At 66.5% G+C, this 12,977-nt stretch carries 15 protein-coding genes, 1 tRNA gene and 3 pseudogenes; 6 read left to right on the forward strand and 13 right to left on the reverse strand.

Annotated elements, in window-relative coordinates; all coding sequences use genetic code 11:
- Positions 1–3 precede the first annotated feature (3 nt).
- From D3P35_RS26495 to D3P35_RS02935, 5 genes are all read right to left on the reverse strand, one after another.
- Entirely contained in the window at positions 4–165 is a 162-nt protein-coding gene (locus D3P35_RS26495) for a hypothetical protein (RefSeq protein ID WP_198670442.1), read from the reverse strand.
- Entirely contained in the window at positions 162–1,511 is a 1,350-nt protein-coding gene (locus tag D3P35_RS02920) for an amidase (protein ID WP_118132962.1), read from the reverse strand. The genes D3P35_RS26495 and D3P35_RS02920 overlap by 4 nt, the downstream gene beginning before the upstream one ends.
- The gene (locus tag D3P35_RS02925; protein ID WP_118132963.1) at positions 1,501–2,919 is read right to left on the reverse strand and encodes a TRAP transporter large permease subunit; all 1,419 of its coding nucleotides are present in this window, start codon (positions 2,917–2,919) and stop codon (positions 1,501–1,503) included. Before D3P35_RS02925 ends, D3P35_RS02920 begins: the two co-directional genes overlap by 11 nt.
- Positions 2,920–2,958: 39 nt before the next feature.
- Positions 2,959–3,525 (reverse strand): TRAP transporter small permease subunit, encoded by a 567-nt coding sequence (locus D3P35_RS02930; RefSeq protein WP_118132964.1) that lies wholly within the window; start codon positions 3,523–3,525, stop codon positions 2,959–2,961.
- Between the two features lie 128 nt (positions 3,526–3,653).
- On the reverse strand, positions 3,654–4,787 hold the full coding sequence (locus D3P35_RS02935; RefSeq protein ID WP_118132965.1) for a TRAP transporter substrate-binding protein: 1,134 nt from the start codon (positions 4,785–4,787) through the stop codon (positions 3,654–3,656).
- Between the two features lie 267 nt (positions 4,788–5,054).
- Here D3P35_RS02935 and D3P35_RS02940 point away from each other — a divergent pair.
- Positions 5,055–5,144: transfer RNA gene (locus tag D3P35_RS02940), tRNA-Ser, on the forward strand.
- 457 nt (positions 5,145–5,601) lie between these two features.
- A complete protein-coding gene (locus D3P35_RS26660) occupies positions 5,602–6,006 on the forward strand; it encodes a metallophosphoesterase (RefSeq protein ID WP_232830348.1) in 405 nt (134 codons plus the stop codon).
- On the opposite strand, the gene D3P35_RS26665 is transcribed toward D3P35_RS26660, so the two are convergent.
- The 4 genes and pseudogenes from D3P35_RS26665 to D3P35_RS26670 form a co-directional block, all read right to left on the reverse strand.
- On the reverse strand, positions 6,003–6,230 hold the full coding sequence (locus tag D3P35_RS26665) for a hypothetical protein (RefSeq protein WP_232830349.1): 228 nt from the start codon (positions 6,228–6,230) through the stop codon (positions 6,003–6,005). The two genes, D3P35_RS26660 and D3P35_RS26665, sit on opposite strands and share 4 nt — an antisense overlap.
- 311 nt (positions 6,231–6,541) lie before the next feature.
- The gene (locus D3P35_RS02950; RefSeq protein WP_118132966.1) at positions 6,542–6,925 is read right to left on the reverse strand and encodes a hypothetical protein; all 384 of its coding nucleotides are present in this window, start codon (positions 6,923–6,925) and stop codon (positions 6,542–6,544) included.
- The gene (locus D3P35_RS02955; RefSeq protein WP_370030015.1) at positions 6,925–7,752 is read right to left on the reverse strand and encodes a recombinase family protein; all 828 of its coding nucleotides are present in this window, start codon (positions 7,750–7,752) and stop codon (positions 6,925–6,927) included. Before D3P35_RS02955 ends, D3P35_RS02950 begins: the two co-directional genes overlap by 1 nt.
- 6 nt (positions 7,753–7,758) lie before the next feature.
- Positions 7,759–7,968 (reverse strand): annotated as a pseudogene (locus D3P35_RS26670) (recombinase family protein); the annotation flags it as partial.
- Positions 7,969–8,032: 64 nt separating this feature from the next.
- Here D3P35_RS26670 and D3P35_RS02960 point away from each other — a divergent pair.
- Positions 8,033–8,388, forward strand: a pseudogene (locus D3P35_RS02960) (transposase); the annotation flags it as partial.
- Here D3P35_RS02960 and D3P35_RS26955 read toward each other — a convergent pair.
- Positions 8,377–9,375, reverse strand: a pseudogene (locus D3P35_RS26955) (recombinase family protein); the annotation flags it as partial. The pseudogenes D3P35_RS02960 and D3P35_RS26955 sit on opposite strands and share 12 nt — an antisense overlap.
- A 173-nt stretch (positions 9,376–9,548) precedes the next feature.
- On the opposite strand from D3P35_RS26955, the gene D3P35_RS02970 reads away from it, so the two are divergent.
- The 3 genes from D3P35_RS02970 to D3P35_RS02980 all read left to right on the forward strand — a co-directional run bounded on the left by D3P35_RS02970 (position 9,549) and on the right by D3P35_RS02980 (position 10,485).
- Positions 9,549–9,839 carry an XRE family transcriptional regulator gene (locus tag D3P35_RS02970; protein ID WP_118132967.1) on the forward strand — a complete coding sequence of 97 codons (291 nt, stop codon included), beginning with the start codon at positions 9,549–9,551 and terminating at the stop codon, positions 9,837–9,839.
- Between the two features lie 75 nt (positions 9,840–9,914).
- Complete coding sequence (locus D3P35_RS02975; RefSeq protein ID WP_114511840.1) at positions 9,915–10,169, forward strand: addiction module antitoxin; 255 nt, start codon at positions 9,915–9,917, stop codon at positions 10,167–10,169.
- Positions 10,170–10,173: 4 nt separating this feature from the next.
- On the forward strand, positions 10,174–10,485 hold the full coding sequence (locus D3P35_RS02980) for a type II toxin-antitoxin system RelE/ParE family toxin (RefSeq protein ID WP_118132968.1): 312 nt from the start codon (positions 10,174–10,176) through the stop codon (positions 10,483–10,485).
- 89 nt (positions 10,486–10,574) lie between these two features.
- Here D3P35_RS02980 and D3P35_RS26035 read toward each other — a convergent pair whose 3' ends face one another.
- The 3 genes from D3P35_RS26035 to D3P35_RS02990 form a co-directional block, all read right to left on the reverse strand.
- Positions 10,575–10,865 carry a hypothetical protein gene (locus D3P35_RS26035; RefSeq protein WP_157982016.1) on the reverse strand — a complete coding sequence of 97 codons (291 nt, stop codon included), beginning with the start codon at positions 10,863–10,865 and terminating at the stop codon, positions 10,575–10,577.
- Between the two features lie 110 nt (positions 10,866–10,975).
- Positions 10,976–12,469, reverse strand: coding sequence for a multicopper oxidase family protein (locus D3P35_RS02985; RefSeq protein WP_118132969.1), 1,494 nt, complete (start codon positions 12,467–12,469; stop codon positions 10,976–10,978).
- Positions 12,470–12,542: 73 nt separating this feature from the next.
- Positions 12,543–12,902 (reverse strand): hypothetical protein, encoded by a 360-nt coding sequence (locus D3P35_RS02990; protein WP_118132970.1) that lies wholly within the window; start codon positions 12,900–12,902, stop codon positions 12,543–12,545.
- Between the last annotated feature and the right edge of the window lie 75 nt (positions 12,903–12,977).

Raw genomic sequence — 12,977 nt, forward strand, 5'->3', positions numbered from 1 at the left:
GGCTCAGCCCTTTCCGCGGTCGTGGAAGAACAGGTCCCAGAAGGCCAGCGCCAGGGTGAGGGCCAGCACGATTCCGAGGTCCCATTGCGGGACGAACCAGAACAGGATGCCGAGGAAGCCGAGGAACACGGCGAAGGCGAAACTGGCCAGAAGGCGGTCGGTCATCTCTCGGTCTCCCCGGTCAGGACGAAGCTTTCCAGCCAGCGGGCGGTGCGCAGCAGGCGCGCGTCCTCGCCGCGCCGGCCCACGAGCTGCACCCCCAGCGGCAGACCCTCCGCCGTCTCGAGCAGCGGCAGGCTGATGGCCGGCAGGCCGCACAGCGTCCAGAGCGCGTTGAACTCGGCCGAGCCGGTGTGGTTCAGCCCCTCCGGCGCCGGGCCCGGGGCGGCGGGCAGCAGCAGCGCGTCGCAGCGCTCGAACAGCTTCTCCAGCCCGGCGTTCAGCACCTGTCGCCAGTCGAGCGCGGCGAGATAGTCCCGCGCCGGCATGCGCGCGCCGGCGGCCAGCGCCTCGCGCATCTGCAGCGAGAGGATGGCGCCGCCGCGCTGCTCGTAGCGGTGGTAGCATTTCGCCATCTCGGCGAGGTTGATGCGCTCGCGCGCCACGATCCCTTCGGCGAACTCGTCCGGCAGGTCCACGGCGAAGGCCTGGTCGCCCAGGGCTGTCGCGAGCTCGGAGATGGCGGCGCGCATCTCCGGGTCGGCCCCGGCGATGAGCGGCGCGCCGATGCAGGCGAAGACCGGGGCCAGCGGCGGCCGGCTCAGCGCGCCTTCCAGCAGGCGGGGGAAGGGGGCGGGCGCGGTGGCGGGGTCGTCCGGGTCATGGCCGAAGAGCGCCTCGGCCAGCAGCGCCGCCTCCGCCGTGCTGCGCGCGAAGACGCCGATGGTGTCGAGGCTGGGCGCCTGGGCCAGCACGCCCGTGCGGGGGATGGCGCCGAAGCTGGGCTTGAACCCGGTCACCCCGCAGTAGGAGGCCGGGCGCAGCACCGAGCCCGCGGTCTGGGTGCCGAGGGCGAGCGGCACCATGCCTGCCGCCACCGCCGCCGCCGAGCCGGAGGAGGAGCCGCCGGGCGTGCGGCCGGGGGCTGCGGGGTTGCGCGTCTCGCCGGGGTGGCGGAAGGCGAGCTCGGCCGTCACCGTCTTGCCGAGGATCACCGCGCCGGCGGCCTTCAGCCGCGCCACCACGAAGGCGTCGCGCCCGGGCATGCGCCCGGCGTCGAGCCCGGTGCCGTTCGTGGTCTCCATCCCGGCGGTGTCGATCACGTCCTTCACCGCCACCGGCAGGCCGTGCAGCGGCCCGAGGGGCAGGCCGGCGCGGCGCCTGCGGTCGAGCGTCTCGGCCTGGGCGAGGGCATGGGCGGGGTCGACCCGGGCGAAGGCGCGCAGCGCCCCGTCGCGCGCCGCGATCTCGTCGAGGCAGGCGCGGGTGAGGGCCGCGGCCTCGAGCGCGCCGGAGGCGAGGCGCTCGCGCAGGGTGAACAGGTCGGGCGCCGGCATCGCGTCACCGTCCATAGAACACCTCCGGCAGGTGGAACACCACGGCGGGGAAGATGTAGACCACGGCCATCGAGATGAACACCATCAGCAGGAAGGGCATCACGCCCTTGAAGATCTGGGTGAGCTGCACCTCCGGCGGGGCGATGCCCTTGAGGTAATAGGCCGACATCGCCATCGGCGGGGTGAGGAAGGAGGTCTGCAGGTTCAGGGCCACGAGGATGCCGAAGAACAGCGGGTCGATGTCGAACATCGCCAGCAGCGGCAGGAAGATCGGCACGAAGATGATGATGATCTCCGACCATTCCAGCGGCCAGCCGAGCAGGAAGATGATCAGCTGCGCCATGAGCAGGAACTGCAGCGGCGTGAGGTCGAGCCCCTCCACGAACTCCGAGATCACCTGCTCGCCGCCGAGGTAGGAGAACACCGAGGAGAAGGTGTAGGAGCCCACGAACAGCCAGCACACCATCGCCGTGGTACGCACCGTGAGGTAGACGCTCTCGCGCAGGCGCTGGAAGGTCATCGCCCGGTAGAGCACCGCGAGCACCATGCCGCCGAGCGCGCCGATGGCCGCAGCCTCGGTGGGCGTGGCGAGGCCGAAGAGGATGGAGCCGAGCACCGCGAGGATCAGCACCGCGAGCGGGAAGAAGGAGGTGACCAGCATGAACACGAGCTTGCCGAAGGGCACGTCCGGCACTTCCTCCTTCGTGGGCCGCGGCGCCACGGAGGGCTGCAGGATCGACCGGCCGATCACATAGAGAAGGTAGAGCCCCACCAGCACCAGCCCCGGCAGCAGCGCGCCCGCGTAGAGCCGCACGATCGACACGCCGGAGGCCGCGGCATAGACGATGAGCATGATCGAGGGCGGGATGAGGATGCCCAGCGTGCCGCCGGCGCAGATGATGCCGGAGGCGAAGGAGGGCTCGTAGCGCGCCTTCAGCATCGCCGGCAGCGCGAGCAGCCCCATCAGCGTCACCACCGCGCCCACGATGCCGGTGGCGGTGGCGAAGAGCGCGCAGGTGATCAGCGCCGCCACCCCCATCGAGCCCGGCGCGTTCTTCGCCGCGATGTTGAGCGTGGTGAACAGCCGGTCCACGATGTTCGCGCGCTCCACGATGTAGCCCATGAACAGGAACAGCGGCACGGCGGTGAGCACCTCGTTCGACATCACCGTGTAGGTCTGGTTGATGAACAGATCGAAGATGCGGTTGTTGTAGAACCCCTCGAGCCATAGCGACCACTGGTCCCAGGTGCCGGCATCCTCGGTGAGGCGGTTGAAGCTGCGCCACATGCGCCCGGCGTCGTAATAGGCGTAGTAGCCGAAGCCTATGCCCATGGCCATCAGCGTGAAGGCGATGGGAAAGCCCAGGAATACCAGCAGGATGAACAGGCCCAGCATCAGGAGGGCGATTTCGGGGTTGGTCACGTCGGGGCTCCGTCCGGGGCTAGTGATCTGGAAGGGGGGTCAGGCGGCATCGCCCTGGTGCAGGAGCAGTTCCTCTGTCTCCTGCACGTCCGCCTCGGCGGGCATCCAGGCGCCGGTGCGCATCGCGAGAATGCAGCGGCACACCTGCGCGATGCCCTGGATGAACAGCAGCAGGCCCGCGGCCACGATCACGGTCTTGAACTGGAAGATCGGGATGCCGGCGGGGCTGTTCACGCTCACCTCGGTGTAGCCCCAGGAGCGGGAGGAGTACTTCCACCCCGAGAGGATCAGCGCCGTGACACCCGGGAAGAAGAACAGGATGTAGAGCACGAGGTCCACGCCGGCCTGCACCCGCACCGGCCAGAGCCGGTAGATGAAATCGCCCCGCACATGGCCGCCGCGCGACAGGGTATAGGCCCCGCCCATCATGAACAGCGTGCCGTACATGATGAAGGAGACGTCGAGCGCCCAGGTGGTGGGGGCGTTGAAGACATAGCGCACCACCACTTCGTAGCTCACCCCGAAGGTCATCAGGATGATCAGCCAGGCGAAGGTCCGGCCGAACCAGGCCGAAAGCTTGTCGGCAAAACGGATGAAACCCACCATGCGAGAACCGCTCCCTCCCTTGCGTGGAACGCGCCGGAAACCGGGCGCGGCGGCCCGGCGGCCGGGGGGCAAGCAATGCCCCGGCCGCCGGAAATCCCTTCCCTCTCCGGCCCCGCGGGCCGGAGGGCTCACATCGCGAGCTTGCCGGGGAAGTGATGGTTGTAGGCGAGGGCGTAGTCGGGCGCGTTCATCAGCTCGTAATAGGTCACCCGCTCCACCCATTCGCGCTGGCTGTCGAGCACCTTCTTCATGAACTCGTCCTCCTCGAGCTGGGTGATCAGCCCGTCCCAGGCGGTGATCTGCGCGTCGAGGATGTCCTTGGAGGTGCGGTGCACGGTCACGCCGCTGTCTTCCTGCAGCTTGCGCAGGTCGGCGGAGTAATTGTCCATCGCGATGGCGGTGTTGGCGGTGGAGGCCGCCTCGACGCCGTATTTCAGGATGGCCTGCAGGTCGGGGTCGAGGTCCTCGAAGAAGTCGCGGTTGAAGATGAACTCGAAGCTCTCCGAGGCCTGGTGGTAGGAGGAGAGGTAGTAGTTCTTCGCCACGTCCTGCGCGCCGAAGCGCATGTCCGAGGAGGGGTTGTTGAACTCGAAGGCGTCGATCACGCCGCGCTCCATCGCCGGCACGATCTCGCCGCCGGGAAGCTGGGCCACCGACATGCCCATGCTCTGCATGAGGTCCGCCGCGAGGCCCACGGTGCGGTACTTCAGCCCCTTGATGTCGTCGACGGTGTTGACCTCGTTCTTGAACCAGCCCAGCGGCTGGGCGAACATCGGGAAGCCGAGGAAGCCGATCACGTTGAGCCCGAGGATGTCCTGGGTGAGCTCGCGGTAATACTCCGCCCCGCCGCCGGCGTTGAACCATGCCAGCATGGTGGTGGCCGAGCCGCCGAACACCGGCCCGGTGCCGAAGAGCGAGGCGGCCTTGTGCTTGCCGTACCAGTAGACGGGCACGGAATGCGCCGCGTCGATCACGCCGTCGTTGCAGGCATCGAGCACCTGGAAGGCGGCGACAACGGCGCCCGCCGGCAGCAGGTCGACCTTCAGCCGCCCGCCGGACATGGCCTCCACGCGCTCGGTGTACTGTCGGGCGAAATCCATCCAGATGTCCGAGGCGGGCCAGGACGTCTGCATCTTCACCACCATGGGTGCCTGGGCGAGCACGGCAGGTGCCGCGAGCGCTCCGGTGGCCGCGATGCCGCCGGCCGCTGCGCCCTTGCGCAGGAAAGACCTGCGCGAGACGGAAGTCTCGTGTTTGTTCATGCTATCCTCCCATATTGGCTCGGGCATCTACGCACCCGGAGCGACATAACCCAGTATCATTCAATGACTTCATTCGGGCAAGCCGGTTTGTGTCAGAAAATCGTCCCGATTTATGGTCATAAGGTCTTACTTTTTATTTTTGCGGCGCGGCGGGTGAGTCGTTTTACGCGTGTGACGCGCAGTCGCTCCGGCGGGCGCACGCGCCATGCGGCGGCGCGACGGAATTTCCGGTTGCATCGCGGGCGTTCACCAAGTAGAGCCGTCCGCGGACAGGTGGCCGAGTGGTCGAAGGCGCTCCCCTGCTAAGGGAGTAGGCGGGGAACCGTCTCGAGGGTTCGAATCCCTTCCTGTCCGCCACCGTCACCGTTGCGAACCCGTTCATGCTGCCCGATCGAGGCGGAATTTCTCCTGTTTTCAAAAGGGTTTGCCGTGTGGGTGCGAGCCGCTGAGACGCGGGCGCAGAACGATTTTCATCTCTGAATGGCCTCTCGTCTCTTGTTGGGCGAACCGCGCCGATTTCGGTTCGGTCGAAATTTTCTTCGCCTTTCCAAAGGCATGACTCGCGACGCCGCCAAAACTGCGCGCCCTGTTTCCATCCCTATCGAGCGGAACGGAGACCGAACGTGGGGGAGGCGTAGCCGATGGGGTTGGTGGCCGAATGGCACATAGCGGTGGCGGCATCCGCACATGGCGACAACCGGAAAACCCCGACGACAAAAGGACTTGAGTTCGTTAGCGTTACACAGCGCGGGGCGGTGACTAACGGCATTTGCGAACCCGCCATCAGCATATGAAACGATTTTCAGGAGAGTGCATGGGAACAGTCGATATCTTTCCCGACATCCACGGGCAGATCGCCAAACTACGGGGGGCGCTCGATGCCCTCGGATGGCGGCGGAGACCGGCGGGCTGGATCCATCCCGACCCGGAGCGGATCATCGTCTTTCTGGGCGACTTCATCGACCGCGGACCGGAGAACCGGGCCGTCATTCACCTGGTGCGAGACCTGATCGACAGCGGCAAGGCCCGCGCGATCATGGGCAACCACGAGCTGAATGCCCTTCACTTCCACACGGCCCACCCCGAGACCGGGCAGCCCCTCCGCGCTCATTCGGAGAAGAACCTGCGCCAGCACGCAAGCTTCCTGGCGGAGCTTCCCGTCGGCGCCGGCGAGACCGACGAGGCGCGGCGTGGATGCGCAGCCTCCCACTGTTTCTAGAAGCTAAGGGATTCCGCGCCGTGCATGCCTGCTGGGTAGACCCCACGATCGACCGCGTGCGGGCGCTCACCGACAATGGCTTCCTGTCCGAAGAGCAGTTGATACGCGCGGCTGATCCTTCCGAAGAACTTTTCCACCTTGCCGAGGAAATCACGAAAGGGTCCGAGCACAAGCTTCCCGAAGGGTTTGCATTCCGCGACAAGGACGGCACTCACCGCGATCACGTTCGGCTGCAATGGTGGAATGCAGGGGCCCGGACCTGGCGTGACATCGCAATCTCGGTGCCTGTTCCGGATGATCTGCCCGATGTCCCGCTACCGGGAACCTTGATGGCGCAGACCTATCCCGCCCACGAACGCCCCGTCTTCTTCGGTCACTACTGGCTCAACGGCGATCCGATCCTGCAGGCTCCGAACGCGCTGTGCCTCGACTATTCCGCCGGTGGCCGCTGGTCACATACGAACTGCACCCGGATGAGACGTTGCTTTCTCCAGACCGGGTTCGGCTTCACCAGATCCCTGACTGATCCTTCGCCTCAGTCGAACACCCGCACCAGCTGCTCGTCCCACGGCAAGCACGCGACGAAGCAAAGCTCAAAGAGCCTGATCACGCAGGGTTCGCGGCGCACGACCAGTCGCTCGAGAACATTCGGTGCCAGCCATGCCAAGCGCAGGAGGCGGCTGACGTAGCGGTCGGAGAGGCCTTCCTCGGCGGCGAGATCGGCGATGGTGGTGACCTCGCCGCGCTCCATCCGCTGTCGCCACGCCCATGCCCGGCTGATGGCGCGCAGCACGGGGGGATGCTGTCCCGGCGGCGGGTCGGACGCCTCAATGTCCCGCGGCGGCAGTATACGCGGCCGGCCGCCGCGTTTTCTGACCGTGAGCGGGACGTGGACGCGGAGTGTGTCGTTCGCGGGCATCAGGCAACGTCCTCCCGCGCGGGCGTCATCAGGCTCGCCAGCGCGCCGAGGCTGTTCTGGCGCAGATCGATGTCGAGGCCGCCCTCGCCCACCGTCACGCGGGTCACGAGCAACTGGACGACGCGGGCCTGCTCCGCCGGGATCAGCACCTTCCACAGATCGTCGAACTGCGTGAGCGCCGCGGTGACGGCGCCCTCGTCGAGGTCGGGCCGCTCCCTCTTCAGGGCCCGCGCGGTGCGCGCAATGATTTCCGGCGTGCGCAGCAGCCGCCGGATCTCGCCGATGACCGCTTCCTCCACCATGGCCGCGGGGAGCCGCTGGGGCCCGCGCAACTCGGCTGTCGGCCGCTTCTGGATCACGTCCATCGAGACATAGTAGCAGTAGCGCCTATCGCCCTTCTTGGTGTGATGCGGGGTCATCGCGGCGCCGGTCTCGGTGAAGATCAGCCCGCGCAGCAGCGCCGGTTCGGTGCTCCGCGTGCGCCCGGCGCGCTGGTTGCGGTTGCCGGACGGCACGGCATGTACGGCGTCCCACAAATCCGCATCGATGATCGCGTCGTGCATGCCGGGATAGGTCTCGCCCTTGTGGGTAATCTCGCCGCGGTAGATCCGGTTGTGCAGCAGCTTATAGAGCGCCCCGCGATCGATGGGCCGACCGCGCTTGGATCGGATGCCGCGGGCCTTCAGCTCCCTGATCACGGCGGCGGTGGAATCGGACTGCGCGAAGAGCTCGAACATGGTGTGGACCTGCGTCGCCTCGGCCTCGTTCACGATCAGCTTGCGGTCGACCACGTCATAGCCGAGCGGCACGTAGCCGCCCATCCACATGCCCTTCTTCTTCGAGGCGGCAACCTTGTCGCGGATCCGCTCGCCGATGACCTCGCGCTCGAACTGGGCGAAACTGAGCAGGATGTTCAGCGTCAGCCGGCCCATCGACGTGGTCGTGTTGAACTACTGCGTGACAGAGACGAAGGTCACCCCGTGGCGGTCGAAGATCTCCACCAGCTTGGAGAAATCCATCAGCGCGCGGCTGAGGCGGTCGATCTGATCTGAGCCCCGCTTCTTCCTTCATTTTTGGGTAGAGTCCGCTCCATCAAGGAGACAGACGATGAAGCGATCAAGGTTCACGGAAGAGCAGATCATCGCGATGCTGAAGGAGCAGGAGGCCGGGATGGCGACGGGCGATGTCTGCCGCAAGCACGGGGTCAGCTCGGCGACGTTCTACAAGTTCAAGGCGCGCTATGGCGGGCTCGAGGTCTCGGATGCCCGGCGGCTGAAGGCGCTGGAGGACGAGAACGGCAAGCTGAAGAGGCTGCTCGCTGAGGCGATGCTCGACAACGCCATTCTAAAGGATGTCGCAGCAAAAAAATGGTAGCGCCCGGCGTGAGACGGGAAGCGGTGGCCCGCGTCGTCGCGACGCACGGGGTGAGCCAGCGCCGGGCGTGCCAGGTTCTCCTCGTCGATGATCAGACCGGACAGCTGGCCCTGCCGTTTCAGGATCGCGCGCAGGGCGTCGAGCAGTTCCTCATCCGAAAAGGCGGCTGCGCGCATCCACGATCTCCCGGGCGCGTAGGAACATCGCCTCGTCGACGATGGCCTGATAGGCGCCATCGGCACGGATCCACATATCCCGCAGGTTCACGACACGACGCTGCTTCAGCTTGAACGACACCTTGTTGAAGACGTTGTTGCCGACGTACTTTTCGTTGGTCAGCACCTGATGGACAGTCGCCCGGGTCCACGGCCGGTCGAGATCCGTGAGATGTCCTTTGGCGTTTAGGATCTCCGCGATCTCGCGCTCCGGCCGCCCCTCATTCACGAACATCTCGTATATGCGCTGGACGACCCGCTGTTCCTCTTCGGGGCCGGGGACCAGGATCACGCGGTCGGTCTGAAGGCTTATGTGTTGACCGCGCTTGAGTTCGGCCTTCACCTCGCCACGCTCGTTCAGCAGCGCTCCGCGCAACCCGAAACCGGCGGGGCCGCCCTGACGGTAGCCGAGCTCGATCAGGCGGCATTGCCCGCAAAGACCTTGACCGAGAGCTCCCGACTGTATTCGCCAGCCATGGCCCGCTTGACGCTGCTCACGATTGTGGAGGTCGGCGATCCGTCGTTCTCGAACTGCTCGGCGCAATAGGCGACCTGCATCCCGGCCTTGCGACATCGATACTCGTAGTAGGCCGCCTCGTCCGCGTCCTGAAATCGTCCCCAGCGGGTGACGTCGTAAACCAGGATCACGCGGTACTCGGCCGCGCCCGACTCGACGTCGGAGATCATCTGCTGCAATGCCCTTCGGCCGCCGATGATCAGACCGCTTTTCGCATCGTCCGAGTAGGTCTTGATGATCTCGATGCCGCGCCGTTCGGCGTATTCGCGGATGGTCTTTGACTGGTTCTGTGTCGGGTACTGCTGATGCTCGGTGGACATCCTGACGTATTGCGCCGCCAGGATGCGCTCGGGCGCCTCGGCCGGCCCTCCGGATATCGGTGTTCTTGTCCGAGCCACGCCCGCCTCCCGAAAACTCCACGCGCGCTGCCCAAGGCGTCTGGCTTCCTAACTCCCGCCCATGCCAAAGCTCCGACTGCCGCTTTTCATGTCTCCCCAGACATTTAGCGGAGAAACATATGAAGTTGCGGGCGAAGATGGGCACATTTGTGCCCCCAGAGGACGTTCCGGCCGATTACCGCGCCGCCGTCGCCATGGCATTGCATGCGGAGCTCGGATCGACCCACCGGGCGATCAAGTCCGCCATGAGGTGGACGGGGGCCAGCGAGCGGACGGTGAAGTACTGGTTCGCGGGCGAGCGCGGGCCGAGCGGGGAGCAGCTGGTGTCACTTGCGCGACATTCGGATGCTGTGCTGGTTTTGCTGCTGACAATGACGGATCGTCTGGTTCTGGAAGACGGCGACGGATAGGCGGCACAGCGAGCGGGCCCTTGCTTTGTGTTCGTTATTGGTTATCTTGAACACAAACGATTGAGGGAGAGCGCCATGTCTCGGACCACCACCATGACCGTGCGCGTCAGCGGCGCGCTCAGCGAGTTCGTCGCGACCAATGTCGGCGAGGACGGCGCCTACGAGAACGTCAGCGAGTACATCCGAGATCTGATCCGTCGCGACAAAGAGCGCGTCGAGCGTGAGGCGTTCGATCGGCTGAAGGCTGAGCTTAACCGCGCCTTTGCTGCGCCCGAGGAGAGCTACAAGCCGCTGACCGCCGCCGAGGTGATCGCCCGGAACCGGACCTGATCGCATGGCGATCCGGATCCAGGAGGCGGCGTCCATTCGGCTCGACGAGATCTATCGATACACCCGTGACACGTGGGGCGAGGCGCAGGCCGAGACCTATATCACCGGCTTGTTTTCCGCATTCGAGCAGATCGAAACGCGCGGTGTCCATTCGCGGGCTGTGCCGGCCGAATTCGGAGTGGAGGGATATTTCTTCCGGTACGAGCGGCATTTCGTGTACTGGCGGCACCTGTCGAATGGCGATATCGGCATCGTCACAATCCTTCACGAGCGGATGCATCAGATTGATCGTTTCAAGGAGGACTTCTTCGGATAACGTTCGGCAGACAGTGTCGTGCAGACCAGTCTCCAAGGCCTTGAACCGGCAACGGCGGACACAATGCTCTTGGTTTGTATCCGTTTTGATCATGCTCTGCTTTTCAAGCAGCGTAAGCAAGCGTAGGCACGGGTGTTGAACAGAACCTTCTTGGATTCGCCGAGTTCAGAATAGATCCTGGCCGCTACTTCCAGCAGAGTTTTCAGGCGCTCCGTTCCCTCCGCCACTTCCCCCCCGCGAAAACGCACTGCCGATCCGGCCGGATTTTTCCGTTGGTCTCGTGGGTTGTACGGCAGCGGCTCCACACCGGCCTGCGCGGGCATGTCACGCCCGCGTTCTCTCGCCGGATCCCGCTCCGGGCCGGTGTCCTTCCGGTTCATCCTGTCGGCCTCCCGTTCTTTCAGGGCGCGTCCCCACCGGCTCCCGCGAGACGGCCGGGGCGCGCACTGCCGCTGCGTCGGGGCGGCCGGAGGGGACGCCCCGAGCAGGGTCAGGCCGATGCCGTGACGAGGAACTCGGTCATCATGCCGGTCGAAAGATGTGGCATGTGATGGCAGTGCAGCATCCAGCGCGCCGCCTCGCCGGCGTCGAGGGCCACGTCGACCATCGACATCGGCGGAACATGCACCGTGTCGCGCAGCGCACCGGCGATGCGTCGCCCGTTCAGGCCGACGACCCGGAACACATGGCCGTGCAGGTGCATCGGATGGGCCATCATCGACATGTTGTGAAACGACAGCACGACGCGCTCGCCGCTGCGCGCCGTGACCGGCTGGTGCCGGCCCCAGACGGCCCCGTCGATCGTCCAGAGATAGGGCTGCATCGAGCCGCCCAGCATCAGCATCCGGCTGCGATCCACCGGCCGTTCGGGCAGGGCGTCCGGCGCGACGAGGCGCGCCTCCTGTGCCAGATCGGTGTCGAAAGCGGGCGCCTCGGCCTCCGCCACGGCATCGAGGCGCCGGATCTCGGCCCCCCGCGTCGCGAGGATCAGGCCGGTGCGCTCCCGGGCGCCTTCGCGCAGGGCCAGGATCGGCCAGGCGCCGCCTTCGTTCGGCAGGTCGATCTCGAGGTCCAGCCGCTGTCCCATCGCGAGACCGAACCGCCGGCCCGGAAGCGGCCGCACCGCATTGCCGTCCACGGCGACGAGCCGCGCCCCGACCGCCCCGCTGTCGATCCAGAACACCGTGGCCGCCGCGGCGTTGATGACCCGGAGCCGGATGCGGCCGCCACGATCGACCGTGATCACCTCCGGGTCCGAAAGCGTGCGGTCGTTGGCCAGATAGGCGTCCCAGTCGTGGTCGTTCAGGTCCATGGCCATGCCGCCCGTGGCCCCGTGACCCATCGCCCCGTGATCCATCGCCCCGTGGTTCATGCCCTGCATGGGCATCGCCTGCGCGGGCGCTGTGCCGCCATGATGCGGGCTCGCGCCATGCCCTGCGCTGCCGTGCCCTCCGGTGATCCCGGCCATGACCTCCTCCGGGGGGCTGAACGAGAAGTCGTGCAGGAACATCACGACCTCCTGCCGGTCGGCGACCAGGTCTTCCGGCGAGCGCACGATCAGGGGCGCGGCGAGAAGCTGCATCTCCTGAAACGGCACGTGGCTGTGCATCCAGTGGGTGCCCTGCCGCGGCTCGAAGTCGTAGGACCGGGTCTCGCCCGGTGCGAGCAGTGGCATCGGCATGTCCGGCACGCCGTCCTGCGCGTTGGGGGGAACCTGTCCATGCCAGTGGATGATCGTCTCGATGTCGAGATCGTTGGCAAGGTCGATCCGGAACCGCTGGCCGGGGTCGAGCACCAGTCCCTGTCCGCCGGGACCCGCAAGACCGAAGACGGTCGCGGCGCGCCCGTCGATGTCGAGGGTGCGGGTCGAAGCCGAAAGGGATATCGGGGCCCCGCCCTGCGCGAAGGCAGGGCCGGGCATCCGGGCCGCAGCGATGGCTGCGGCACCTGCGGCAAGAAAGCCGCGTCGCGAAAGGGTATCCATGGTCGTCTCCTGGGGACATGCAGTCCCGCTCATCAATGCCGACGGGACGCCGCGGGCGTCTGCCCGGGCGCGCTCAGAGGAGACGGAGCTGGGGAGGGCGCTCGTTCAGTCCGGGCGAGCGGCCGGAACGGGCAGCCCCGGGCGGAAGGCCGTGGCCGGCGGGTCGGAACGCGCGGCCGGCCTCGACAGCCGGCATCGTCAGCAGGAACGAGAGGCCCGCGCAGGCGAACTCGCAGAGTCCGGCATCGGTCGATCCATGGTCCTCGCCGCCGTCACAGGGCGGATGACCTCCGGGCGACGCGTGCATCGTCTCGCCGTGATGGAACGCGTGATCCGCCTGCAGGCCACCCATGCGCGCAGCATGCGCCGCGCCGATCGTCGTGACCACGGCGATCGCGAGTGCGGCAAGGATGTTGAGGATGCGCGCGAGCATGCCCCAAGGTTAGGTGCTGCTCACGAGAATGTCCATTGTCCGCGGCGGGCGCCTCGGGCAAGACGTCACCCCGGC

This window comes from Oceanicella sp. SM1341 (assembly GCF_003448965.1).
Taxonomy (GTDB): domain Bacteria; phylum Pseudomonadota; class Alphaproteobacteria; order Rhodobacterales; family Rhodobacteraceae; genus Paroceanicella.